At 58.7% G+C, this 25,566-nt stretch carries 19 protein-coding genes, 1 tRNA gene and 2 pseudogenes; 8 read left to right on the top strand and 14 right to left on the bottom strand.

Annotation, left to right across the window (positions count from 1 at the left end; translation table 11 throughout):
• Positions 1-114: 114 nt before the first annotated feature.
• From MYY08_RS02635 to MYY08_RS02605, 7 genes are all read right to left on the bottom strand, one after another.
• Positions 115-2,034 (bottom strand): glucose PTS transporter subunit IIA, encoded by a 1,920-nt coding sequence (locus MYY08_RS02635; RefSeq protein ID WP_288012964.1) that lies wholly within the window; start codon positions 2,032-2,034, stop codon positions 115-117.
• A 187-nt stretch (positions 2,035-2,221) separates the two neighbouring features.
• Positions 2,222-3,106, bottom strand: coding sequence for a metal ABC transporter substrate-binding protein (locus tag MYY08_RS02630; protein ID WP_038627770.1), 885 nt, complete (start codon positions 3,104-3,106; stop codon positions 2,222-2,224).
• Positions 3,107-3,126: 20 nt separating this feature from the next.
• Entirely contained in the window at positions 3,127-3,990 is an 864-nt protein-coding gene (locus tag MYY08_RS02625; protein WP_288012961.1) for a metal ABC transporter permease, read from the bottom strand.
• Between the two features lie 3 nt (positions 3,991-3,993).
• Positions 3,994-4,653: a metal ABC transporter ATP-binding protein gene (locus tag MYY08_RS02620; RefSeq protein ID WP_288012959.1), complete on the bottom strand. Its 660-nt coding sequence runs from the start codon at positions 4,651-4,653 to the stop codon at positions 3,994-3,996.
• Between the two features lie 41 nt (positions 4,654-4,694).
• Positions 4,695-4,832, bottom strand: coding sequence for a hypothetical protein (locus MYY08_RS02615; RefSeq protein ID WP_167401654.1), 138 nt, complete (start codon positions 4,830-4,832; stop codon positions 4,695-4,697).
• Positions 4,833-5,272: 440 nt separating this feature from the next.
• A complete protein-coding gene (locus MYY08_RS02610) occupies positions 5,273-7,708 on the bottom strand; it encodes a formate C-acetyltransferase/glycerol dehydratase family glycyl radical enzyme (RefSeq protein ID WP_190296610.1) in 2,436 nt (811 codons plus the stop codon).
• A gap of 3 nt (positions 7,709-7,711) precedes the next feature.
• Positions 7,712-8,611: a glycyl-radical enzyme activating protein gene (locus MYY08_RS02605; protein WP_038627779.1), complete on the bottom strand. Its 900-nt coding sequence runs from the start codon at positions 8,609-8,611 to the stop codon at positions 7,712-7,714.
• A gap of 139 nt (positions 8,612-8,750) precedes the next feature.
• Here MYY08_RS02605 and fsa point away from each other — a divergent pair, with 139 nt between their 5' ends.
• The 6 genes from fsa to glgX all read left to right on the top strand — a co-directional run bounded on the left by fsa (position 8,751) and on the right by glgX (position 18,595).
• A complete protein-coding gene (gene fsa / locus MYY08_RS02600) occupies positions 8,751-9,413 on the top strand; it encodes a fructose-6-phosphate aldolase (RefSeq protein WP_038627781.1) in 663 nt (220 codons plus the stop codon).
• A 220-nt stretch (positions 9,414-9,633) separates the two neighbouring features.
• Complete coding sequence (locus tag MYY08_RS02595) at positions 9,634-10,902, top strand: DUF1479 domain-containing protein (protein ID WP_190296608.1); 1,269 nt, start codon at positions 9,634-9,636, stop codon at positions 10,900-10,902.
• Between the two features lie 132 nt (positions 10,903-11,034).
• Positions 11,035-11,799: a DeoR/GlpR family DNA-binding transcription regulator gene (locus MYY08_RS02590; RefSeq protein WP_038627785.1), complete on the top strand. Its 765-nt coding sequence runs from the start codon at positions 11,035-11,037 to the stop codon at positions 11,797-11,799.
• A gap of 336 nt (positions 11,800-12,135) precedes the next feature.
• Positions 12,136-13,923: a malto-oligosyltrehalose trehalohydrolase gene (gene treZ, locus MYY08_RS02585; protein ID WP_288012950.1), complete on the top strand. Its 1,788-nt coding sequence runs from the start codon at positions 12,136-12,138 to the stop codon at positions 13,921-13,923.
• Complete coding sequence (gene treY / locus MYY08_RS02580; RefSeq protein ID WP_038627789.1) at positions 13,920-16,454, top strand: malto-oligosyltrehalose synthase; 2,535 nt, start codon at positions 13,920-13,922, stop codon at positions 16,452-16,454. Before treZ ends, treY begins: the two co-directional genes overlap by 4 nt.
• Before the next feature lie 65 nt (positions 16,455-16,519).
• Positions 16,520-18,595, top strand: coding sequence for a glycogen debranching protein GlgX (glgX, locus tag MYY08_RS02575; RefSeq protein ID WP_084970304.1), 2,076 nt, complete (start codon positions 16,520-16,522; stop codon positions 18,593-18,595).
• Between the two features lie 74 nt (positions 18,596-18,669).
• Here glgX and MYY08_RS02570 read toward each other — a convergent pair whose 3' ends face one another.
• Positions 18,670-19,296 (bottom strand): TetR/AcrR family transcriptional regulator, encoded by a 627-nt coding sequence (locus MYY08_RS02570; protein WP_038627793.1) that lies wholly within the window; start codon positions 19,294-19,296, stop codon positions 18,670-18,672.
• Between the two features lie 76 nt (positions 19,297-19,372).
• Here MYY08_RS02570 and MYY08_RS02565 point away from each other — a divergent pair, with 76 nt between their 5' ends.
• The gene (locus MYY08_RS02565; RefSeq protein ID WP_084970302.1) at positions 19,373-20,239 is read left to right on the top strand and encodes an aldo/keto reductase family oxidoreductase; all 867 of its coding nucleotides are present in this window, start codon (positions 19,373-19,375) and stop codon (positions 20,237-20,239) included.
• A 53-nt stretch (positions 20,240-20,292) separates the two neighbouring features.
• On the opposite strand, the gene MYY08_RS02560 is transcribed toward MYY08_RS02565, so the two are convergent.
• The 3 genes and pseudogenes from MYY08_RS02560 to MYY08_RS02550 all read right to left on the bottom strand — a co-directional run bounded on the left by MYY08_RS02560 (position 20,293) and on the right by MYY08_RS02550 (position 22,293).
• Positions 20,293-20,967 carry a hypothetical protein gene (locus tag MYY08_RS02560; RefSeq protein WP_288012943.1) on the bottom strand — a complete coding sequence of 225 codons (675 nt, stop codon included), beginning with the start codon at positions 20,965-20,967 and terminating at the stop codon, positions 20,293-20,295.
• Positions 20,968-21,665: 698 nt separating this feature from the next.
• Positions 21,666-21,909, bottom strand: a pseudogene (locus tag MYY08_RS02555) (hypothetical protein); the annotation flags it as partial.
• 21 nt (positions 21,910-21,930) lie between these two features.
• Positions 21,931-22,293, bottom strand: coding sequence for a putative T6SS immunity periplasmic lipoprotein (locus MYY08_RS02550; protein ID WP_333896183.1), 363 nt, complete (start codon positions 22,291-22,293; stop codon positions 21,931-21,933).
• Positions 22,294-22,516: 223 nt separating this feature from the next.
• On the opposite strand from MYY08_RS02550, the pseudogene MYY08_RS02545 reads away from it, so the two are divergent.
• Positions 22,517-22,666, top strand: a pseudogene (locus MYY08_RS02545) (integrase); the annotation flags it as partial.
• 17 nt (positions 22,667-22,683) lie between these two features.
• Here MYY08_RS02545 and MYY08_RS02540 read toward each other — a convergent pair.
• The 3 genes from MYY08_RS02540 to proB form a co-directional block, all read right to left on the bottom strand.
• Positions 22,684-22,759: transfer RNA gene (locus MYY08_RS02540), tRNA-Thr, on the bottom strand.
• Between the two features lie 173 nt (positions 22,760-22,932).
• Complete coding sequence (gene proA / locus MYY08_RS02535; protein WP_038627885.1) at positions 22,933-24,186, bottom strand: glutamate-5-semialdehyde dehydrogenase; 1,254 nt, start codon at positions 24,184-24,186, stop codon at positions 22,933-22,935.
• Between the two features lie 10 nt (positions 24,187-24,196).
• The gene (proB, locus tag MYY08_RS02530; protein ID WP_038627888.1) at positions 24,197-25,300 is read right to left on the bottom strand and encodes a glutamate 5-kinase; all 1,104 of its coding nucleotides are present in this window, start codon (positions 25,298-25,300) and stop codon (positions 24,197-24,199) included.
• Between the last annotated feature and the right edge of the window lie 266 nt (positions 25,301-25,566).

The following is a 25,566-nucleotide window of genomic DNA, read 5'->3' as shown; positions in this document are numbered from 1 at the left end:
CGGACGCCGCAAGGTTATGCCGTGCGCCGCGCCGCGTTTTTCAAGATTGGTTTTGCCGTCGCGCATGATGCGCCAGAAGGGATCGGCACGGCCGCTACGCCGCGCCGGAAATATTTAGCTCACCGTCATTACCGGCGCGCCGGAGGCGACCGGACCGTCATTAACACATTTCGTCATGCGATACCCATCGCTGTTCATCACCAGAAAAGGCGTCGTGATGTCATAGCCCGACGCGACGATGGCGCTGCGCTGGAAGCGAATCAGCGGCGTGCCCGCCGTGACCCGATCGCCGACCTGCACCAGCGTCGAAAAGTGCTGACCGCCGAGATTAACCGTATCCAGCCCGACATGGATCAGAATTTCTGCGCCGTTATCGCATACCAGACCGACCGCGTGATGGCTGTCAACGGTAGAAGCGACCTCCGCGTCGCAGGGCGCGACGATAACATCCTCCTCCGGCACGATGGCGATGCCGTCACCCAGCAGGCCGCCAGCGAAGCTCTCATCGTTCACGCTGGCCAACGGCAGCGCATTGCCCGCCACCGGACTCATCAGGGTTAAGGTTTTGCCCGCCGCCGCAGGCGCGGTACCTGTCGACGACGCGGTCGCCTCTGAATGCGCCGATCCGACGGAAGCGCCCGCAGCCTTGCCGCCCGCTTCGTTTTGCGCCTCCGGCTCGCGGAAGCCAACCAGGAACACCAGAATAAAGGTCGCCGCCATCGTCACCAACACCCCGGTCAACTCGCCGATAAAAGACATCGGGTTTTCCGGGCTGATGGCGTTCACAATGGTCAGCACGCCCGGCAAACCCGCATAGGCGTAGTAATAGCTGCCGAACAGGCTGGTGACGATGGCGCCCACCGCCCCGCCGATGCAGCCGCAGATAAAGGGCTTTTTCAGCTTCAGCGTAACGCCGTAAATCGCAGGTTCGGTGATGCCGAACACGCCGGTCAGCCCCGCCGACCAGGCGACGGTTTTAAAGCCGCGCTGCTTCGCTTTTATCGCGCAGGCGAAGGCCGCCGCCATCTGCCCTACTACCGCCATGGTTTGAAACGCCTGAAATGAATCACGGCCATGCAGATCGAAGTTCGCCATCACCACCGGCGTAATGCCCCAGTGCACGCCGAAGATCACAATCACCTGCCAGACCCCGCCGATCACCGCCGCCGCCAGCGCGGGCGCGGTGTCGAACAGCCAGTTGTAGCCCATGGCGATGCCGTTGGCGAGACCGGAGGTAACCGGCCCAATCAGCACCAGCGTCAGCGGCACCATAATCACCGCGCAGATCAGCGGCGTAAACAGCGGCGCCACCACCTGCGGCAACACGCGATTTACCAGCCGCTCCAGATAAGAAAGCCCCAGCACCAGGAACAGCGGAGGCAGCACCGACGAGGTATAGACCGTTTGCGCCAGCGGCAACGAGAAGAAGGTTACCGCCTCGCCTTTGGCGATCTGCGCCGCCAGCGTCGCCCACTCTGGATTAATCAGCGCGCAACAGCAGAACAGCGCAATAAACATATTGCACTTAAAGAATTTCGACGCGGTGACGGCGATAAATACCGGCAGAAACGCGAACGGCGTCCAGGAGATAAAGTTCAGCACGCTGAAGGCGCCGGTTTGCTGAAAGGCAGGCAGAAAATAGTTAACGGTAATCAGAATGCCCTGCAGGATCCCCGCCGCGGCGAGCACGTAGATAATTGGCGCGAACACCGCCGACATCGTGGCGATCACCGTATCGAGAACGCGCCTCTTCTCATTGCTCTGTTGCAGTTTGTCAGGGTCGACTATCGCCGCCAGCGCGTCATACACGTCCGCCACATGCGTGCCGATCACGACCTGGAATTGCCCGCCGCTCAGCACGACCGTGATAACGCCCGGCAGCGCCTTGATCTTTTCTACCGCGCCGGGCGGCGTCTCTTTCAACACCAGGCGCAGACGCGTGGCGCAGCGGGAAAAGCTAATCAGGTTGGTCTCGCCGCCCGTCTCCTGCAGGATATCAGCGGCTAATCTGGAATAATCTCGTATTTTTCCCATGGTCAGTCCCGGTAGCTGAAAATTTGAAACCGGTTTCAAACTAGCATTATGCAATACTGCTGCAACCGGTTTCAAACAGATCTGTGCCGCGCTTCGCAGTTTTTGCGACCGGGAAAGCAGCGAGAAAAAGAGGGATTCTAAAAAATAAAGGAAGCCAGCAGGCTTCCCTTATACTCTGTGAGGAAGGCTATTTCATGCTGGCGGCGATGGTCTCGACATTATGCTTAAACGCCGCCGCGTAGCTCGGCGCCGGACCGTTTTCTTCGCTCAGCGCCTCCGGGTAGAGTTCGCCGCCCGGCTGCGCGCCGCTGGCTGCCGCAATCTGCTTCACCAGGCGCGGATCGGTCTGGTTCTCAATGAAGTAAGCGGCGATCTTTTCCTGTTTGATCTGCTGAATCAGCTTGCCGACATCGCTGGCGCTCGCTTCCGCTTCGGTGGAAAAGCCGACCGGAGAGAGAAAATGGACGCCATATTCAGCGGCGAAATAGCCGAAGGCGTCATGGCTGGTTAGCACCTTACGCTTGCTTTCCGGCACGGCGGCAAATGTCTCTTTCGCCCAGACGTCCAGTTTCTCCAGTCGCTGAATATAGGCGGCGCCGCGCTGCTGAAAATAGTCTTTGTCCTGCGGATCGGCAGCAATCAGCGCGTTCATCACATTGCGCGCGTAAACAGCGCCGTTTTTCGCGCTGTTCCAGGCATGCGGATCGGTCACCTTATGCCCTTCTTCTTCCATGCTGCGCGTCTGAATGCCGTTCGACGCGATGATGACTGCGCCTTTGTAGCCAGAGGCCGCCACCAGACGATCCATCCATCCTTCCAGTCCCAGCCCGCTGACGAATACTACATCAGCCTTATTTAACGCCAGGCTATCTTTCGGCGACGGCGAAAAAGCGTGCGGATCGCCGTTGCGGCCCACCAGCGACGTTACCGTCACATGCTCGCCGCCGACCTCCTTCACCATATCGGCCAGCACCGAGAAACTGGCGACGGCGGTAACGGTTTTCGCCATCAGCGCCGGGCTAACGACCATTAACAGCGACAGCGCGGACGCTTTTACGATTCTGGAACCCATGTATAACTCCTTACCTGTAATTATCGGACTCTGTTTTTTAATATGCGGAATACCCCTTTCTCCGCGCCGAACAGCACGGAAATCAGGAAGATCAGGCTGGCGGTCAGCACAATTGCCGGGCCTGCGGGCAGCGACTGATACCAGGACCAGGCCAACCCAATAAAAGCGCTGACCATGCCGGTTAACACCGCCAGCAGCAGAATATGCGGCAGGCGGTTCGACCAGCAGCGCGCGGCGATAGCGGGCAGCATCATCAGCCCTACCGTCATCAGCGTGCCGAGGATCTGAAAGCCCGCCACCAGGTTCATCACCACCAGCGCGAGAAACAGCGCGTGAATCAGTCGCGGCAGTTGGGGGCGGCGCACCTGCAGAAAGGTCATATCAAACGCCTCCGCCACCAGCGCCCGATAGCAGACCGCCAGGATCAACAGCGTCAGGCTGGCGATGATGCCGATAAAGGTGAGCGCTTCGCCATTCACCGCCAGCAGCGAGCCGAACAGCAGATGCAGCAGATCGACCCCGCTGCCGCGCAGCGAAACCAGCGTGACGCCCAGCGCCAGCGAGCCGAGATAGAAGCCGGCGAAGCTGGAATCTTCGCGCAGCGTGGTGACGGAGCTAACCCATCCTGCCAGCAGCGCCACCAGCAGACCGGCGATAAAGCCGCCCACTCCCATCGCCAGCAGCGACATGCCGGAAAGCAGATAGCCGATAGCCACGCCGGGCAGCACCGCGTGCGACAGCGCATCGCCGATCAGACTCATCCGCCGCAGCAGTAAAAAGACCCCCAGCGGCGTCACGCTAAGCGACAGCGCGAGACAGGCGACCAGCGAACGGCGCATAAAACCGAATGCGGTAAAGGCCTCGAAAACAGGAAAAGTGGCCATCGGCTACGCTTGCCCTACCGCACAGCGAATCGCAGGCATCAGCGGCGCGCTGCCGTTCGTCAGCACCTCGGCGGTATTTCCCCAGTGGTAATGCCCTTCATGCAGGAAAAGCAGCTGCGGAAAATGGCGTTCGACCACGGACTGACTGTGCAGCACGGTGATGATGGTTTTGCCCTCGCGGTGCAGCGCGTCGATCATCTGCAGCAGCAGCGCGCGGGTCTGGCTGTCGATGCCGGTAAACGGCTCGTCCAGCAGCAGTATGTCGGCATCCTGAACCAGCATGCGCGCGAACAGCATCCGCTGAAACTGCCCGCCAGAGAGCTGGCTGATGGCGCGTCCGGCCAGATGGATTAATCCCACCTGCATGAGCGCATCGTCGATTCGCTTGCGCATCGTACGGCCCATGCCGCGCAGCATGCCGGTCGACGGCCAGCTGCCCATCGCCACCACGTCGCCGACCCGCAGCGGAAACTGATGGTCGATATCGCTCTGCTGCGGCAGCCAGGCGATCTGCGGCTTGCGCTGTGCATAGCGCACCGTGCCGCTGACGGCGGGCAGCAGTCCGGCCAGGGTTTTCAGCAGAGTAGATTTTCCGACGCCGTTGGCACCCATGATCGCCGTCAGGCTGCCCGGCGTGAACTGGCCGCTAAGCGGCTGGCTCAAGGCTCTGCCCCGGTAGCCCGTCACAAGGTTGTTCAGTTTAATCATGGGAGCATTTCCGCCCAGCGAATCGCGATCCACAGCGCGGCGAGCAGCAGCGCGACGGCGAAAGCGCGGGCCAGCGCAGAGCAGGCTAGCAGGGAGAGGCCGCGGCGTTTAGAAGCTGAAAACAGGTCAGGCATAACATACTCAATATCAGGCTGTCGCCGCACGGTCAGCGGCGCGGGGTCAAGGTTCGCGTTAACACGCAGGTTTATCAGGCGGGCGCGTCAGGTTTGCAGAACAGGCCGCATGCCTTTGTTGGCATGTTATAACATAACAATTCTTAAAAACAAAGCCTGCCGCTGCGTCCAGGGAAGGCGGGATACGGCTGCGCGCCGCTGAGTCAGCAAAAGACAGCAGCACGGCTGAAATCAGAGGAAACAGAAGACTGCGAGAAGATGCGAAAAGAGAAAAGCAGATAAAGCGGATAAAGCGGATAAAGCAGAAAATCGTGAGCGGCGGGCGCGAGCAGAATAAATCCGGCTGCCCGCGACGCAGCCGCGCATAAAAAAGCGGGCTGGGATGCCCGCTACAAGAGATAGTGCGTAAAGCTCCAATGGCTGACGCGCCCGCCGCTTTATTACGCCAGCGTATGCTCGGTGCGCGCGATAATATCATCCTGCGCATCAGGCGACAGCGCGGTAAAGAAGGCGGAATAACCCGCTACCCTGACCACCAGATCGCGATAGCGGTCGGGATGCTTTTTCGCCTCGATCAGCGTCTCGCGCGACACAATGTTGTACTGAATATGCCAGCCCTGATGATCTTCGAAGAAAGTGCGCAACAGCGCCATCAGCTTCTGACGATCGCTTTCATTATCGAGCGTCGCCGGGTTCAGCTTCTGGTTCAACAGCACGCCGCCGAGGATAGCGCCGGTCGGCAGCTTGCCTACCGAGCCGATCACCGCCGTCGGTCCCAGATGGTCGGTGCCGGAAGCGGGACTTGCGCCTTCCGCCAGCGGCGTTCTGGCTTTACGGCCATCGGGCGTCGCCATGGTCTGCGCGCCGAACGGCACGTTAGCGGAGATCGAGGAGGTGCCCGCATAGTAATCGCCGCCGATTGGGCCGCGGCCGTAGCGCGGGTTATGGTAGTTTTTAATCTCGTCGATATAGGTCTGATACGCGCGCACCAGCAGCGCATCCACGTTGTCATCGTCGTTGCCATACTTCGGCGCGCCGTTAATCAGCCTTTGGCGCAGCTGTTCGTGCGTCAGCCCGTCGTAATCGCTTGCCAGCGCTTCCGCCAGCTGCCGCTGCGCGACGGCGCCCTGTTCGAAAACCAGCTTTTTCACCGCCGCCAGGCTGTTGCCGAGGTTAGCGATGCCGACCTGTAAGCCGGAAACCCAGTCATACTTCGCCCCGCCCTGCTTAATACTTTTCGCGCGTTCGATGCAGTCGTCCACCAGCGCCGAGCAGAGAATATCGTGCGCGTTCTCCTCCAGCACGGTATCCACCACATATTCAATCTCAATCGACTTACGGGTGTAGTAGCGGATCTGTTTATCCCAGCACGCCAGAACCTCATCGAAATGGGTAAAGTTGCCTTTCGACAGCGCCTGCTCCTGCGGCAGGAACACCTTGCCGCTGGTAGCGTCGCGGCCCCCTTCCAGCGCCGCCAGCATCACCCGCGCGAAGTTGATAAAGCTCATGCCGGTGCAGCGATAGCCCCATTTGCCGCCGACCGCGGTTTCGATGCAGCCGATGGCGGCGTAGTCCCAGGCGTCCTCCGGCGCGACGCCGAGCTTAATAAATTCGGGAATAACGATTTCATCGTTGTTGAAGGCGGGCATGCCGAAGCCACAGCGAATCACCTGCACGCAGGCATCGAGGAAGTCGTCGCTCATGCCCGCATGATAGCGCACGCTGAGGTTCGGCTGCGTGGAGCGCAGGCGGCCGCACGACTCCAGAATGGCGTAAGAGAGCGGATTCACCGCATCCACGCCTTTGCCGTCGCGCAGGTTTTGCCCGCCGATGGTGACGTTCTGATAAAGCGGACTGCCGGCCGAGGCTTTAGAGTGGGAGCCGGAGCGGATCTTGTTCACTTCCAGCAGCTTCAGCCAGCAACCATGCAGCAGCTCAATCGCCTGCTCGCGCGTCAGCGTCTGCTCCAACTCCACGTCGCGGCGGTAAAACGGATAGAGATACTGATCCATGCGGCCAAACGAAACGGAGTGGCCGTTGGATTCGATTTGCAGCATCAGCTGGATGAAGTAGCAGAGTTGCAGCGCCTGCCAGAAATTTTTCGGCGGCTGGTGGGCGATGACCTCGCAGTTTTCCGCGATGCGCAGCAGCTCCTCTCTGCGCGCCGGACGCGCTTCCTGCGTCGCCATCCGCCGCGCCAGATCGGCATAGCGGATAATATGATCGCTGACCGCCTCCAGCACGATGGCGATCGCCTTCAGGAACTGTTCGCCGTGCAGATCCTCCAGGACGGTCAGGTTGATGCGGCTGCGGCGCTCCGCCACTTTTTCCCTCAGGCCGTCCAGCCCTTTTTCCAGCAGCAGCGGATAGTTGACCGCCAGATGCGCGTCGCCGGAAGTCATATTGCCTTCGGCTTTGATGATGCCGGTCGCCAGCAGCGCCTGCTGTTCGTCGGTGAACATGCCGTAGCAGCGATCCTGCACCGTCTGGCCGCGCCACCACGGACAAACTTCATGCAGCACGCGCTTGTTCTCTTCCGTCACCGCGAAACCGGCGCCGGGGCGATCGGCCAGATCGTCGATCTCTTTTTCGATCCAGCTGACGGTATATTCCGGGAAGATCGGCGCGGCGCGTACTTCGCTCGCCTGGTTGCCGACGATCAGCTCATCATGCTTAATCCAGATAGTGCGGTTGGCGAGATGGTAAGCCAGCGCCAGCGCCCGGCGTACCGGCACCGGCTTATCCATGTTCTCCTGATAGATTTTGGTGTAGTGCGCGGCGCGCTCGGTGCACACCGGCGGCTTGACGATATGTACCAGCGCGTCTTTGTGGGCCTTGATACGTTCGCTCAGGGTATCGAGTTTCAGAGTCGTCATAATTTATCCTCTCAGTGTCGCCGTCAGGCCTTTTTGCGCGGCGTAATGCTGCGCAAAGGTGAGCAGCGCCGGATCGTCCAGCGGTTTGTCCGGCGCATGGTAGGGCTGATTAAGCAGGGCGTACTTGTTCATGCCCAGCGTGTGGTAAGGAAGAAAGTGGATCGCGCTGACGCCGAGTTCATCCGCGGCAAAATTAACGATGGCGCTCACCGACGCTTCGTCGGCGTTAAACTGCGGAATCAGCGGCACGCGAATAATCATCGGCTTGCCGGCGTCGGCCACGCGGCGCAGGTTTTTCAGCACCCGCTTCGCCGAGCCGTCGGTCCAGGCATGGAACCGTGTCTCATCGACATGCTTCAAATCTGCGAGAAAAAGATCGATATGCGGCAACGCGGGTTCGATATAGCGCCACGGCACATGCAGGCAGCTCTCCACCGCCGTATGGATGCCCTCGTCATGGCACTGGCGAAACAGGCTCGCCGCCAGCTCAGGGTTCATAAAGGGTTCGCCGCCGGAAAGCGTGACACCGCCGCCGCTGCGCGCGTAGAAAGGTTTATCGCGCCTCACCGCCGCCATGATCGCGTCCAGCGGCTTTTCTTCGCCGCAGACGCTTAACGCCAGCGTCGGACAGCAGTGTTCCAGCGCCGCGATATGGTCCGGTTGCAGGCGCTGCCGGTCAATGGTGATGCCGTTCAGCGTTCTGGCGATAACCTCCGGCGCCGCCTGCTGACAGAGATCGCACTGTTCCAGGCAGAGGCGCGCGTCATACAGCAGATCTTTATGGCGGGAGCGGCTTTCAGGATTCTGGCACCAGCGGCAGCCCAGCGAGCAACCTTTAAAAAAGACAACGGTGCGAATGCCGGGACCATCATGCGTCGAATAACGCTGGATATTAAAAATCATAAGCCCTCTCCTTTCTTGCGTTCGAAGATTTGATAACTTTCGAAAGAAAGCGATATTGACACTGGTCAATAAAAAAGCGGAGTCGGGCGATATACTCAGCGAAACTTGCTAAACCTCACGATCTCCTCAGGAGCTGGTTATGGAACTCTATCTCGATACCGCCGACGTCGCGGCCGTCAAACGCCTGGCGCGCATTTTTCCCCTCGCCGGGGTCACGACTAATCCAAGCATTATCGCCAGCGGCAAAACGCCGGTTGACGAGGTTTTGCCCGCGCTGAAAGAGGCGCTGGGCGGCCGTGGCAAGCTGTTTGCGCAGGTCATGGCGCCACAGGCGGAAGGCATGGTGGAAGATGCGTTTCGTCTGCGCGCCATCATTAACGATCTGGTGGTGAAAATTCCGGTAACGGCGGAAGGGCTGGCGGCGATTAAACAGCTGCGCGCGGCGGGCGTCCCTACGCTGGGTACTGCGGTCTATGGCGCCTCGCAGGGGCTGCTGGCGGCGCTGGCTGGCGCGGAGTATGTCGCGCCCTACGTTAACCGTGTGGACGCGCAGGGCGGCGACGGCATTCAGACGGTAAGCGACCTGCAACAGCTCCTGACGCTGCACGCGCCGGGCGCGAAAGTGCTGGCGGCGAGCTTTAAAACGCCGCGTCAGGCGCTGGACTGCCTGCTGGCCGGTTGCGCCTCGATCACGCTGCCGCTGGACGTGGCCGAACAGATGATCTCTGCGCCCGCCGTCACTGCCGCCGTCGAGAAATTTGAGCAGGACTGGCTCGCCGCTTTCGGCAAGACAGGTCTGTAAGCCGCTTTCAAAAAGCGCAGTCATACATAACGCCGGGCGGCCCGCTGCCCGGCTTTTTTTATGCTGAATGAGTTAACGCATTACTTCACCTAAGTTAAAGAAATGTGATCCTTTTCACTCCCTGCGTCGATCTTCTTTGTTATCTTTCGTCTTAGACTTACGAATGAAAGTTAAGACTTTCATTTCCCCGAAAAGGCCAACCTGAACCGCGGAGAAAACGATGAACGCATCCTTCACCTCACTGACCTTACCGAGTGATTACAAAAAAAACGTCGTGGAAATGAAGCGGGCGTTACGCGCGCAGATTGGCGACGTTGACGCCCTGTTCCGCCAGGTTTGTCAAAAGATCGAAACGGAGATCGCCGCCGCGCGTGAAGAAGAACGGCGTAACGGCAGCGCCTGGCCGGTGCTGCGCCAGGAAGATGTCGCGGCGGGAAACGTGACGCCCGCGCAGATCGCGCAGATCAAACGCCGCGGCTGCCTGGTGGTGAAACAGACTTTCCGCCGCGACGACGCGCTGGCGATGGATCAATCGATGCTGCACTACCTGGATAAGAATCACTTCGATGAAATCTACCGCGGCCCTGGCGATAATTTCTTCGGCTCGCTGGAGGCGTCGCGCCCGGAAATTTATCCGATCTATTGGTCGAAGGCGCAGATGGAGGCGCGGCAGAGCAGCGAAATCGCCGCCGTTCAGTCTTTCCTTAACCGTTTGTGGACCTTTAAGCACGCCGGGGGCGAATGGTTTAATCCCGACGTCAACATCATCTATCCCGATCGCATCCGCCGCCGTCTGCCGGGCACCACCTCAAAAGGTCTGGGCGCGCATACCGATTCCGGCGCGCTGGAGCGCTGGCTGCTGCCCGCTTATCAGCAGGTATTCGGCAAGATTTTTAACAACCGTTTTGAAGAATACGATCCCTGGGATGCGGCGCACCGCCCGGAAGTCAACGAGTATGACATGGACAACACCACCAAATGCTCCGCGTTCCGCACTTTCCAGGGCTGGACGGCGCTGTCGGATATGGGGCTGGGCCAGGGGCTGCTGCATGTGGTCCCGGTGCCGGAAGCGATGGCCTATGTGCTGCTGCGTCCGCTGCTGGACGACGTGCCGGAAGATGAACTGTGCGGCGTGGCGCCGGGTCGGGTCTTGCCGGTTTCCGAACAGTGGCATCCGCATCTGATCGCCGGGCTGAGCAGCATCCCCGCGCTGGAGGCAGGCGATTCGGTCTGGTGGCACTGCGATGTGATCCACGCCGTCGCGCCGGTAGACAACCAGCAGGGCTGGGGCAACGTGATGTACATTCCGGCGGCGCCGGCGTGTGAGAAGAATATGGCCTGTGCGCAGCGCGTGCGCGAGGCGCTGGAAACCGGCGCGTCGCCGGCGGACTTCCCGCGGGAAAACTATGAGCAGAGCTGGCAAGATCGTTTTCTTATCAGCGATCTCAACGCACGCGGCCGTCGCGCGCTGGGCATCGATCCGCTCTGATGCAGCTAACAGGCGAGCGTAGCGTACGCCATGACGTTGAACGTGGACGGCCTTGCGGGCCGTCCCGACGCGATGCTATCGGGAGATGATTTTGTTATACTCCTCTCCCCGCTCCCCAGGATGAGACGCCGGATGAACGCAAGGCAATTACAGATTATTCAACTGGTTAATGAAAGAGGCAGCATCAGCGTCAGCGAGCTGTCGCGCCTGACCCACGTTTCCGAAGTCACGGTGCGTCAGGATCTCAACACGCTGGAGAAAGGCAGCTATCTGAAGCGCGTTCACGGCTCCGCGATCTCGCTGGAAGGCGACGACGTCGCGGCGCGTATGCAGGCGCGTTTTCCGCTTAAGCAGGGTCTGGCGGAGTATGCCGCCTCGCTGGTGAAGCCTGGAGAATCGGTGTTTATCGAAGGTGGCAGCACCAACGCGCTGCTGGCCCGCTGCCTGGCGAACAACGACACCATCACCATCGTCACCGTCAGCCACTATATCGCCGGACTGTTAAAATCGTCACGCTGCGAAGTGATCGTGCTGGGCGGCCTCTATCAGAAAAGCAGCGAATCGGTGGTCGGTCCGTTAACCCGCAACTGTATTCAGCAGGTGCATTTTCAGAAAGCCTTTATCGGCATCGACGGCTGGCATCCTGACACCGGCTTTACCGGTCGTAATATGCTGCGCAGCGATATCGTCAACGCGGTAATGGCAAAAGATATCGATACCTTCGCGTTAACCGACTCATCGAAGTTCGGCCAGTTTCATCCCTACCCGATCGCCGTCGACAAACCTTTTCGTCATGTGATTACCGATACCGGCCTGGAGGCGCGCTACCGCCAGCTGCTTGAACAACAAGGCATTTGCGTCCATCAGGTTAACGAAAACATCCCCGGCGTAGCGTAACGGGGCGGTTCGCCTCGCGTCGTCCTTCCCGCCCCCCTTTATTTCCGTCTGGTTCATAAACCCCGTTACCGCCCTGCCGCTCAACTATCACGGCCCTTCACTTCCTGTCCGATGGTCTATGATTGTTCTTTGTATGCTGCCTGGAGCCGAAACCGCCGGACACCGTTTCAACACGCATTCTCTGGGGGGCAGCCACTTCGTGATTGACCAGAAGAACGATGCCCCATTACGGCGCCAGATCACGCTTACTGATTTAAGCACCTGAAACTCACATCACCGGATTCAGCCGGGCGATGTCGTCTATTGCTCACATCTGGGTTAAAACGAGGCAGTTGAATGGAGTCCAAATCATTTCTTAAAAGTTGGGGCGCGGAATATGTGGCCGCCGACACCGTCCGTTTTCGTCTCTGGGCTACCGGCCAGCAAAAAATCACGCTCAGGCTGTCAGGTAAAGAGGCAGAAATGAAGCCGGTCGGCGACGGCTGGTTCGAACTTGAGGCCACCGGCGTGGCGCCCGGCGCAGAGTATAATTTTGTTCTCGCCGACGGCACCGTGGTGCCGGATCCCGCCTCGCGCGCGCAGAAGGCGGACGTTAACGGCCCCTCTCTGGTGATCGATCCCACCCGCTATACCTGGCAGAACGCCGCCTGGAAAGGCCGCCCGTGGGAAGAGAGTGTGGTCTATGAGATGCACATGGGCACCTTTACGCCGGAAGGCACCTTCCGCGCCGCTATCGATAAGCTGCCGTGTCTGGCCGAACTTGGCGTAACGATGATTGAAGTGATGCCGCTCTCCCAGTTTGGCGGCAACCGCGGCTGGGGCTACGACGGCGTGCTGCTCTACGCGCCGCATTCCGCCTACGGCACGCCGGACGATTTTAAAGCCTTTGTCGACGCCGCGCACGGCCATGGCCTGTCGGTAGTGCTCGATATCGTGCTGAACCATTTCGGGCCGGAAGGCAATTATCTGCCGCTACTGTCACCCGACTTCTTCCATAAAGAACGTATGACGCCCTGGGGCGCAGGCATCGCCTACGACGTCGATGCGGCACGACGCTACATTGAAGAAGCGCCGCTGTTCTGGCTCAGGGAGTATCACCTTGACGGTCTGCGCTTCGACGCCATCGACCAGATTGAAGATCCTTCCGACAAGCATGTGCTGATCGAAATCGCCGAGCGCATCCGTGCGGAAATTACCGATCGACCGATCCATCTGACCACCGAAGATTGCCGCAACGTGATTTTCCTGCATCCGCGCGCGGAAGATGGCTCCGTGCCGCTGTTTACCGGCGAATGGAACGACGATCTGCATAACGCCGTGCATGTCTTCGCCACCGGCGAAACCCACGCCTACTATCAGGATTTCGCCAGCGAGCCGGAAAAACGCATCGCGCGCGCGCTGACCGAAGGTTTCGTCTATCAGGGCGAAGTGTCGGCGCAAAGCGGCGAGAAGCGCGGCGTGAAAAGCAGCGGCCAGCCGCCGGTCGCCTTTGTCGATTTTATTCAGAACCATGACCAGGTCGGCAACCGCGCGCAGGGCGAGCGGCTGATCGAACTGGCCGGCGCCGACCGCACCAAAGTGATGCTGTCGATGCTGCTGTTGTCGCCGCATATCCCGCTGATCTTTATGGGCGAGGAGTATGGCGAAACCAACCCGTTCCTGTTCTTTACCGATTTCCACGGCGACCTGGCGAAGGCGGTGCGCGAAGGCCGCGCGCGCGAGTTCCAGGGCCACGCCGGGCATGAAGGCGAAAGCGTGCCCGATCCGAACGCCAAAGAGACCTTCGATATGTCGAAGCTCGACTGGAAAAAGCGGGAGAGCGAAGAAGGCAAAGCTTGGCTGACGCTAACGCGCGAACTGCTGGCGCTGCGTCAGCAGCATCTGGCGCCGCTGCTGGCGACCGCAGGCGGCGACGCGGGCAAGGTGCTGAAAACGGCGGAAGGCTTCCTCGCCGTCACCTGGACCTTCCCGCGCGGCACGCTGTCGATGGCGCTGAACATTGGCGAGAAGACGGAGCCGCTGCCCGATCTGCCGGGTGAAACCCTGTTCGCCTGGCCGCAGGCGGCAGATGCGCTGCCGCAGAATTCGATTATCGTCCGCCTGGCTTCTGGAGACGCAACGTGAAGATCCCAACCGCTACCTATCGCATTCAGTTTCGTAACGGCATGACCTTTGACCGCGCCGCGGCGCTGGTGCCCTACCTGAAGCGTCTGGGCATCAGCCACCTGTACGCCTCGCCGATTTTTACCGCGACGGCGGAGTCCACTCACGGCTACGATGTCACCGACGCCAACGAGATCGACCCCGCTATCGGCGGTCGCGAAGGCTTCGACCGCATGGCGAAAACGCTGAAGGAGGCTGGACTCGGCCTGATTCTGGACATCGTGCCGAATCATATGGCCGCCTCGCTGGAGAACGCCTGGTGGCGCGACGTGATCGAGCATGGCGAAAAGAGCCGCTATGCGCGCCATTTCGATATCAACTGGTCGCGTCGCCTGACGCTGCCGTTCCTCGGCGACACCTTTGAGGCGGTGCTGGAAAACGGCGAGATCAGCGTCAAGGCGGACCCGAAAACCGGCAAGCCCGCTTTCGCCTATTACGACAGCTACTATCCGCTGACGCCGGAGAGCTGGCAGGGGCGCGAAGAAGAGGTGCTGAAGCTGACCGACAAGGCGCAAATCGCCGCGCTGCATGAGCAGCAACCGTGGCGGCTGATGTCCTGGCGCGATGCGCCGCGCGATCTCTCCTACCGCCGCTTTTTCGAAATCACCGGACTGGTCGGCGTGCGCGTCGAAGATAAACAGGTCTTCGACGATACCCATCGGCTGATTCTGGAGCTGGTGCATTCCGGCGTGGTCGACGGCCTGCGCGTGGACCATGTCGACGGGCTCGCCGATCCCAAAGCCTACCTGGAGCTGCTGCGTCAGGAGGCCGGACCGGACTGCTATATCACCGTGGAAAAAATCCTCGGCAAGAACGAGCAGATCCCGGAAGACTGGCCGATTTCCGGCACCACCGGCTATGAGTTTATCGAATCGCTTTCCGACGTGCTGGTGGACGATGAGCAGCTCGACGCCTTGCGCGCCGCCTGGGACTACGTGGTCGGCAAGCCGGTTGATATGAGAGCGGAGTTGCGCGCGGCCAAACTGCTGATGGTCGATAAAAACTTCGAGGGCGAATTCACTACCCTGCTGCATCTGGCGATGGGCATCGCCGGGGCGGACAATGCCGGCGTGGAAGAAAATGCGGTGCGCGGCGCGCTGCGCGAACTGCTGGTTGCGTTTCCGGTCTATCGCACCTACGGCACCACGGCAGGTTTGCCGCCGGAAGGCCTGGCGCTGTTGCAAAAAATAGTGCAGCGCGTCAAAAGCAGCGCGCACGCGCCTGATACCCAGGCGCTCGATTTCCTGACCGACATTCTGGCGGGCAACGTATCGGATCGGGTGGCGGGCGACGCCGCGACCTTCCGCACGCGCTTCCAGCAGCTGACCGGCCCGCTGATGGCGAAATCGGTCGAAGATACCCTTTTCTTCCGGCAGAACATGGAGCTGGCGCTGAATGAGGTAGGCGCCGAGCCGATGCCGCGCACGTTCTCGCTTAACCGTTTCCACGCCGAGATGAAGACGCGGCTGGAGCGGCAGCCCGATGCGCTTTCCGGCACCTCTACCCATGACACCAAACGCGGCGAAGATGCGCGCGCCCGGCTCTATACGCTGACCGAAGCGCCGGAGCAGTGGGCAGAATGCGTCGCCCGCTGGCGTCAGATGAACCAGGAAAAGGTGGTGCAGCTTAACGACGGCGCCGCGCCGAAACCGGCCGTGGCCTGGATGCTCTATCAGGCGCTGGTCGGCGTCTGGCCGACCACGCTGCGCCCCGACGACGAAGCGGGCCTGAAGGCGCTGGAAGAACGTTTCCTCGCCTTTACCGAGAAGGCGCTGCGCGAGGCCAAGCTGCGCACCAACTGGGGCGACAGCAACGACGCCTATGAAACGGCGGTGCTGGACTATGCGCGCCATCTGCTTTCTCCGGCGAACCAGACCTTCCTGCAGGATTTTTATCGCACCATTCAGCCCTTCGTGCGCGCCGGCCTGGTCAACAGCCTGACCCAGACCATTATCAAGCTGACCGCGCCAGGCGTGCCCGATATCTATCAGGGCAGCGAGGGGCTGAACTTTAGCCTTGTCGATCCCGATAACCGGCGCGAACCCGACTTCGCCACGCTGGAGCAGTGGCTGGCCGACGATGAAGCGCCGACCACCGGCAACGAGCAGAACTGGCTGAGCGGAGAGCTGAAGCAGCATGTCACCGCGAAGCTGCTGCGCTTCCGTCAGCAGAAGCCGATGCTGTTCCGCAGAGGCGATTACCTGCCGCTCGCCGCCACCGGCAAGCGCGCGGAAAACGTCATCGCCTATGCGCGCGCGCAGGACGACGAGGCGCTGATCGTCATCGCGCCGCGCCTGGTGCTGAACGCGTTGCACGAGGGTCTGGCGCAGCCGCAGCTGGCACGCTGGAGCGAAACGGAGATCCCCCTGCCCGCGTCGCTGGCTAACCGTCGCTACCGCGACATTCTCAGCGGGGAAGAGCTATTCCTGACCGATCGCATCAGCATGGAGTCGGTCGATTGTTGTTCGTCTGTGGTTCTTGTAACACTCTGATTTTGCTTATCAGTAAGCGTTAAACGCTGTTACAGGCAAAATGTTCATTCGATGGAGAAGAATGCATGTCAAACGGTAAGCCTTTTGAAATAACAGCAGGGTATAGTCATCTTCTCGGCGCCAACTTTGATGGCGACGGCGTCAACTTTGCGATCTTCTCGGCGCATGCGGAGCGCGTGGAGCTTTGTCTCTACGATCCGAGCGGCAAAAACGAAATCGCCAGGCTGGATCTGCCGGAATATACGCATGAAGTGTGGCACGGCTATGTGCCTGGGCTGAAGCCTGGCGCGCTCTACGGATACCGCGTCCATGGCCCCTACGATCCTGAAAACGGTCATCGCTTTAACCCTAATAAGCTGCTGATCGATCCTTATGCGCGCGAGCTGGTCGGCGATATTGAGTGGAATGAAGCCCACTTCGCCTACGACCTGCTGCACGAAGATAAAGATCTGACTTTCGATACGCGCGACAGCGCCCCGTTTACGCCGAAGTGTCGGGTGATCGATCCTAACGAGTTCGACTGGCAGGATAATAACCGCCCCTCTATCGCCTGGCCGAAATCGGTGATCTACGAGACGCACGTCAAAGGTTTTACCCAGCTTAACTCCGCCCTGCCGCCGGAGCTGCGCGGCAACTTTGAAGGTATGGGCCACAAGGCGTCCGTGGACTATATCAAGAGCCTCGGCATTACGTCGGTCGAGCTGCTGCCGGTTCACTGGTTCCCGGACGATCAGCATCTACTCGACAAGGGGCTGAAAAATTTCTGGGGCTACAACTCGCTGGGCTTCTTCGCCCCCGCATCACGCTACTACGGCCCGAAAGGCATTCAGGGCTTCCGCGATATGGTGCGCTCGTTCCACGACGCCGGCATCGAGGTCATCCTCGACGTGGTCTATAACCATACGGCGGAAGGCAATGAGCTCGGCCCGACGCTGTCGTTCAAGGGCATCGATAACTTCTCCTATTACCGCACCCTGCCTGACCAGCATCGTTATTACATCAACGATACCGGCACCGGCAACACTGTGAATACCTCGCATCCGCGCGTATTGCAGATGGTAATGGATTCGCTGCGCTACTGGGCGGAGTCGATGCATATCGACGGTTTCCGTTTCGATCTCGGCACCATTCTTGGCCGCGAGCCGGAAGGCTTCGACCAGCGCGGCGGCTTCTTCGACGCGGTAACGCAGGACCCGGTGCTTTCTAAAGTGAAGCTGATCGGCGAACCCTGGGATATCGGCCCCGGCGGTTATCAGGTCGGCGGCTTCCCGCCGGGCTGGGCGGAGTGGAACGATAAATACCGCGATACGGTGCGCGAATACTGGAAAGGCGACAACGTTTCCACCGACTTCGCCGCACGCCTGCTTGGTTCCGGCGACCTTTACGATCAGCGCGGGCGCCGTCCGTGGGCGAGTGTTAACTTTATCACCGCGCATGACGGCTTTACGCTGAACGATCTGGTCTCCTACAACGAGAAGCACAACGAGGAGAACGGCGAGGACAATAACGACGGCCATAACGATAACCGTTCTTATAACTACGGCGCCGAAGGCCCGACCGAGGATGAAGGCATCAACGCGGAGCGTGACCGCCAGAAGCGTAACTTCCTCGCTACGCTGTTCTTCTCCCACGGCACGCCGATGCTGTTGGCGGGCGACGAGTTTGGCCGCAGCCAGATGGGCAACAACAACGGCTACTGTCAGGACAGTGAGATCTCGTGGGTGCACTGGGACGATCTGCCGGAGACCTGCGAGGCGCTGCGCGAGTTCACCCGTCGGGTAATCAAGCTGCGGGCGGAGCAGCCGCTGCTACGCCGTGAAAGCTGGCGCGACGGCATGGATATCAAGTGGTTCAACGCTGGCGGCGGCTTCCAGCAGCCGGAACAGTGGGACGAAGGTTCGACGCTTGGCGTCTATATTGGTCGCGCCGACCTGCAGCCGGAAGAAGGCATCTGGCACGATGTGCTGATGCTGTTCAACCCGTTTGAAGGCAACGTGCCGTTCCAGATTCCGCAGTTCGGCGAAGGCGGCTGGGTGCTGGAGCTGACGACATCCGACAGCGCGAAGCGCGGCATGGTGATTACCAAAGAGATGGATTTCGAGCTGGAAGGTCGTAGTCTGGCCCTGTTCAGAAGACCGTAAGCGCGGGTTATCTGCTAAAAATCCCCGTTGGCGATGCCGGCGGGGATTTTTTTATTGCCTGACGCGGCGCGTTTTTAACGCACCTCGCTGTTAAAACACGCTGTCAGCACTGAAGAAAGGTGCTCAGGAAAACGTTCCGCGTACGCCTGCGGGATCAGTCCTTCAAGAAACGCTTTTACCGGACCGGTAATCATCCCCAGCGCCATATGAGCGGTGAGCTGACAGTCGGCGCACTGCGCGTCCGGCGAACTGCTCAGCATCGCTGCGACAGCCTCCACCATACGCTGATAGACCGCCGCGACGATCCTTGCGCCGTCCCGCTCTGCGGCGATGCTGTAGAGCGCCTTAGACTCTTGCGGGTTGGTCAGCTTCGCTGCGAGGAAGGCGTTCACCAGTAACGAGGCCATCTCAGCGACAGGTTTGCCGCGCGCAAGCAGACAAGCCTCTTCAATCGCGCTGGCCACGCCATGAAGATGTTGTTCAAGCACGCCCGCCAGCAGCGCGTCGCGGTTTGGATAATATTGGTAAAGGCTTCCCACCGACATACCGGCGCGCTGGGCGACGCGCGTGGTGGTGCAGCGGCTTAATCCTTCACGGGATAAAACCTGAATGGTTGCCGTATGCAGCGCATCGACGGTGGCGATGGCGCGCGCCTGAGCTGGCGTTTTACGGGCGTTGAGCGGGACGGGAGGCGTCTTCATCAAATGCGAATTCTTAAAGTAAGGGAGGCTTCATATACTGATACTTCCTGAACCTGATGAAATCAAGAAGGCAATAATGGGCATCATTGACAGCAGCGGCAGCTACAGACTCGGCGATCGTACGGTAAAACGGCTCGGCTATGGCGCCATGCAGCTGGCCGGTCCCGGCGTATTCGGGCCGCCGAAGGATAAACAGGCCGCTCTGGCCGTCTTGCGAGCCGCCGTGGAAGCGGGCGTTAATCATATCGACACCAGTGACTTTTACGGCCCGCACATCACCAATCAGTTGATCGGTGAGGCGCTATCGCCTTACGACGACGACCTGACGATCGTCACTAAGGTCGGTGCGCTGCGCGGCGATGACGCCTCCTGGCGACCCGCCCTGTCGCCGAAAGAAGTGACCCAGGCGGTGCACGATAACCTGCGCAACCTGCGGCTGGATGTGCTGGAGGTGGTGAACCTGCGGGCGATGTTTAAGGTGGATGGCCCGGCTGAAGGCTCGATTGAAGCGCCGCTGACCACGCTGGCGCAGCTACGGGAACAGGGACTGATTAAACATATCGGCCTGAGCAACGTAACCCGTGCGCAGATAGCCGAGGCGCAGCGGATCGTACCTGTCAGCTGCGTACAGAATATGTATAACATCGTTCAGCGTCAGGATGACAGCCTGATTAATGAGCTTGCGGCGCAGGGCATCGCTTACGTGCCGTTTTTCCCGCTAGGGGGATTCTCGCCCATTCAGTCCGCTACCCTGCAAAACATTGCGCAGCAGCTTGGCGCAACGCCGATGCAGGTCGCGCTCGCGTGGCTGCTTAAGCGTTCGCCGAATATCCTGTTAATTCCGGGCACCTCATCAGTCGCACATTTCAATGAAAATATCAGGGCGGCGGAACTGACGTTGCCAGAAGAGATGCTGAAGACGTTGGATACGCTGGCGGCATGATTCGGTTGTATAAGGCGGGCTGCCAGATAAGCAGCCCGCTCCGTTGCGGCGCCTTAAATCACATCGCACCTTGTCCAGTTGTAGTTAACCTGCGCCAGCTTGAGCTCTCCCGATACGTCGCCATAGCGACGATGCTGAGCATGAAAAAAATAGCGCTGTAGCCGCGCCGGCAGACGCTGCGCCCGATAGCGCAGCAGCGTGCTGTGCCAGAACGGCGCTGGCAGCGGCGTTTTCTCATGACGGGCAAGCAGTTCTTTTCTCCAGGACGAGGCTAACACCGCTTCGCAAAATCGCTGACGTGACATTATCGCCTGCTCATCAGGGATGCCCGCCAGCAAAAGCTGTCCCGGCAAAGCGACAAGCCGCAACGCCTTTATCGTCACACTCTTTCCCTGATAGTTTTGCCACAGGCTCAACAGCTGTGCGATTTTATCAGGCAGCGCTTCCCCTTCCTCATACAGAGGCGGCGTAATAGGCAAAAAGGTAAAATGAAACGCCTCTGTCGGCAGTACGTCTGCCAGCGTATCTTCTGCGCTCAACTGCCGAACCTCATCGAAGAGCGTATGTACGGCGGCAGGCATTGTCGGCCGAAGTCCAGCGGCCAGCGCCAGCTTCCGCGGATGATAATATCCTCCCCCCATCACCTCACCGACGCCGCTCTCCTGCTGCCAAAGGGAGACGGTTTTTTCATTCGTTGCGTGGTAGAGCGTGTCCAGATCTGTACTCATAAAACATCCCGACCTTTGGTTAGCAGAGGATAAAACGCGTTGCTGTTTAATTTAGCGGATTTTTGATGGGTTAGCGTGAAGTAAGCGGCAAGAAATGTGCTCAGGATAAAGAGAAGCTGGACGCTGTAAGTTGGAAACGACAAAAGAACCCTCTGTAAAACCAACTGGCTATCGCGTAACCTGGAAACATCCGGTGATTATCGTTAATATTTATAGTATTTAAATGAAAGTTAATTTTTATTTTTACCCTTCAATGCTATTTAAGGAGGCCAACAACGCAACTTTAACAGGGAGGTAAAAAGTGATGGTTAACTTAGTTATTATAATATCTCTTATCGCATTCGTGATAGTTTGTTTTATTTTACACTGGAGAGTTAGCCTTAAAAAGAAGATAGTCGCCCCCCATGTACGGCGCCGCTAACTTTCGCTGCTAACATCTGTTTAAATCGGCGTAGTGTATAGGAAGAAAGTTCACAGGGAACGACGGCTAGTCTACGTGTAAGCGTATTATGCGGGGTGAAAACGTTGGGATTAACGTTCAGGATGCCAACGGAAAAAGTTACTGGTGTATAAAAATTTCAGGAAAAATGAAAGAAGATGCCACGCTTCTTTCATTTTTTAAAATTCAGAATTGATGCTTGTTATAATGCCGACACTCTGCTTTCTAAGGACGCTACTGAAGTAATTAGTTTTTGGATTTAAGCGTTGACTGACAACAAAGGGACACACTGGCCTTTACTTGAATTGTGTACTGTTGAGCGCTCGTTCCAGGCATCTGTATACTGGATATCATCATGCAATACGCCAGGTGATTTTCTCGTATTGGATGCTGACGCTTTCAATATGGTTCATGTTATCATTGCCAGCTAACTTATCATCAGACACCTTACAATTAACGCCAGTGACTTTCAAACCTTCCAGCAACACGGTGTATTGACATAAAACAATGAAGCCTGATAATCATTACAAACTATCTTTCTGTTTATTATTTCCATTCATAACCATACCCGTTTTTGCTATGGAGAACGTGGCGGTAATCAAATAGGATTTTGATTTTAATGTTTTAATATCATATGCAATTGAATATTTCTCCTCAGCAATAAACTGATAGCCAAAAACCGGCAAACAGTCACCCTTTTGAATATAAAGCGGATTGTCATCAAAAGTCCTGATAAGCTCACGACCTTTATCACTATGAATTTGAACAGCAGTCACCTGCTCGCCGGGACTTAAAGGAGACAGAATGCAAACGTGATTATCTTTTATTATCGTTGTAGTAGGTGTTCGGGACACCATACGATCGCCAGGCCCAGGACAACCGGCCAATTAAAAAACAGAAGTTACTATCAGGTATTTTTTCATTACGGTCATTTCTCTTGTCCTGTAACGATTTTTTTATAAAGATTAGGGATATCTTTCATACTGTCTTTCCCTGTGTATTTACCTATACGTTCTGGCCTCTGGTAATAAGACTTTACCACCCTGCAGAGCCTGGAAAACAGCATCATGAAGCCGCAGAAGACAGCAGAAACGTCCGGGCCGGTCCACAGGAGGATGGAAAAAGCAGGAAATGGTTCGACGTTATGCGCACCTGGCGCCGAGCCATCTGACCGAATACGCGAAGCAAATTGATGCGATTTTCGGGCGGATTGTCCCAAATCTGTCCCACATGGGTTTAAGGGATGGCACTGATGATTGATAACTCTTTGATTTTATTGGTGCCGGTAATAGGAGTCGAACCTACGACCTTCGCATTACGAATGCGCTGCTCTACCAACTGAGCTATACCGGCTTTGGGAAGGGATGCTACGGGCTGTAACGTTAAAAAAAAGCGGCGCCTGAGTCAAGAGGCGCCGCATCGGATGCTGCTTTTGTCGCCAGCGGGCGGTTTTTCATCTGAGAACGAGCCAGCGCTACAGCCGCTCCGCTACACACTTAACCAACCACAAGTCGTTGTCCTGCCCGTTACGCCCGGATGGTATCGTCGCCGTAGCCAATCCACTTATAGGTTGTGAGCGCCTCCAGCCCCATCGGGCCGCGCGCGTGCAGCTTCTGTGTGCTGACCGCCACTTCCGCGCCCAGACCGAACTGGCCGCCGTCGGTGAAGCGGGTGCTGGCGTTGACATAGACCGCCGAGGAATCCACCTGTCGGACAAACCGATCGGCGGCGCGCGTGTCGCGCGTCAGAATCGCGTCGGAATGCTGGGTGCCATGCTCGCGGATATGCGCAATCGCCTCATCCATATCGGCGACGATGCGCACGTTCAAATCGAGCGACAGCCACTCGTCGTCATACTGCTCCGCCTTCACCGCTTCTACCTCGGCTGGCCCCTGCTGCAACAGCGGCAGGGAGCGTTCGTCTGCGTGCAGCTTAACGCCCTCCTGCGCCATACGCTGACTCAGCGCCGGCAGAAAAGCGTCGGCGACGGCGGCGTTGATCAGCAGCGTCTCGACCGAGTTGCAGGCGCTGGGACGCTGTTTTTTCGCGTTGACGATGACGTTCAGCGCCGCTTCCGGCTCAAAGTCGGCGTCGATATAGATATGGCAAACGCCGATGCCGCCGGTGATCACCGGAATGGTCGACTGCTCGCGGCACAGCTTGTGCAGCCCCGCCCCGCCGCGCGGAATCAGCATATCCACATAGCGATCCAGCTTCAGCAGCTGGTTCACCAGCTCGCGATCCGGGCTTTCAATCGCCTGCACCGCGCCAGCGGGCAGGCCGTGCTGCGCCAGCGCGGACTGAATCACGCGCACCGTGGCGCCGTTGGTGCGGTATGTCTCTTTACCGCCGCGCAGAATCACGGCGTTGCCGGTTTTCAGGCAGAGCGACGCCACGTCCACCGTCACGTTGGGGCGCGCTTCATAAATAACGCCGACCACGCCCAGCGGCACGCGGCGGCGTTCAATACGCAGCCCGCTGTCCAGCTGGCCGCCGTCGATCAGTTGGCCGACCGGATCGGCCAGGCGACATACCTGGCGCACATCGTCGGCGATGCCCTTCAGGCGCGCCGGGTTCAGCATCAGACGATCCAGCAGCGCCTCGCTCAGGCCGTTGCCGCGCGCATCTGCCAGATCCTGCTCATTGGCCGCGAGGATAGCCGCGCTCTGCGCTTCCAGCTGGTCGGCGATGGTCATCAGAACGCGGTTTTTCTCCGCGGTGGTCAGCGTGGCGAGCTGATATGAGGCCGCTTTGGCCGCCTTGCCCATTTCTTCCAGCATTCATGCCCCCTTAGCTGACAATCATGTCGTCACGGTGCATCGCAACCGGACCATATTCATATCCCAGGATATCACTGATTTCCTGGCTGTGATGACCGGCAATCATGCGCAGCGCATCGCTGTTATAACGTGACACGCCGTGGGCGATATCGCGGCCCAGCAGGCTGCGAATGCGGATCACTTCGCCACGGGAGAAATTGCCGCTCACTTCGCGGATGCCCTTTGGCAGCAGCGAACTGCCGCGCTCCAGCACCGCCGACAGCGCGCCGTCGTCGATCACGATCTCGCCCGCAGGCGGCGCGCCGAAAATCCAGCGCTTGCGCATCTCCAGCGGCGACTGCTGCGCATGGAAACGGGTGCCGACCGGCTTGCCCGCCGTCACGTCGCCAATCACGCCCGGACGGCTGCCCGCGGCGATAATCACATCGATGCCGGCGCGGCAGGCGACGTCCGCCGCCTGGAGCTTGGTGCTCATGCCGCCGGTGCCCAGTCCGGAGACGCTGTCGCCGGCGATGGTGCGCAGCGCGTCATCGATGGCGTGAACGTCGCTGATCAGCTCCGCCTGCGGATTGCTGCGCGGATCGGCGGTAAACAGCCCTTGCTGATCGGTCAGCAGCAGCAGCTTATCGGCGCCCGCCAGGATCGCCGCCAGCGCCGATAAATTATCGTTGTCGCCGACTTTGATCTCCGCCGTCGCCACCGCGTCGTTCTCGTTGATCACCGGCACGATATTGTTATCCAGCAGCGCGCGCAGCGTATCGCGCGCGTTCAGGAAGCGTTCGCGATCTTCCATATCCGCGCGCGTCAGCAGCATCTGCCCGATATTGATGCCGTAGATGGAGAACAGCTGTTCCCACAGTTGGATCAAACGGCTCTGCCCCACCGCAGCCAGCAGCTGCTTTGAGGCGATGGTAGGCGGCAGTTCCGGGTAACCCAGGTGTTCACGTCCGGCGGCCATGGCGCCGGAGGTCACGATCACAATTCGATGGCCCGCCGCGTGCAGCTGCGCGCACTGACGAACTAACTCCACAATATGTGCCCGATTTAACCGACGCGATCCGCCGGTCAGCACGCTGGTCCCCAGTTTGACCACCAGGGTCTGACTGCCGCTCATGTTTTCCTGCCGTAGTAAAAATGTCTTTGAAGGGACGTTTTATCAGGAGTCAGGATGGAAGCCAACCGTCAGCGCAGGAAAAGCGTGGAAAATTGCCGACAGCGGTGTAGACCAAAAGTTCGCCCTTCACAAGAAAAGCGGAAAAGCTTCATAAAACATTCACACAATCCCGGTAAAAACGTTCCTGTTTTTTACAAGAAGTCTCAAAACTTTTTATTTTTTTACTCATCGGGATAGATAACAAATGAAAAAGAACGCACTGGCAC

The organism is Mixta sp. (genome assembly GCF_024610815.1).
GTDB classification, from domain to species: Bacteria; Pseudomonadota; Gammaproteobacteria; order Enterobacterales; family Enterobacteriaceae; genus Mixta; species Mixta calida.
Note: the sequence above shows the minus strand (reverse complement) of the source record. Positions and strands in the feature narration are given on the sequence as shown.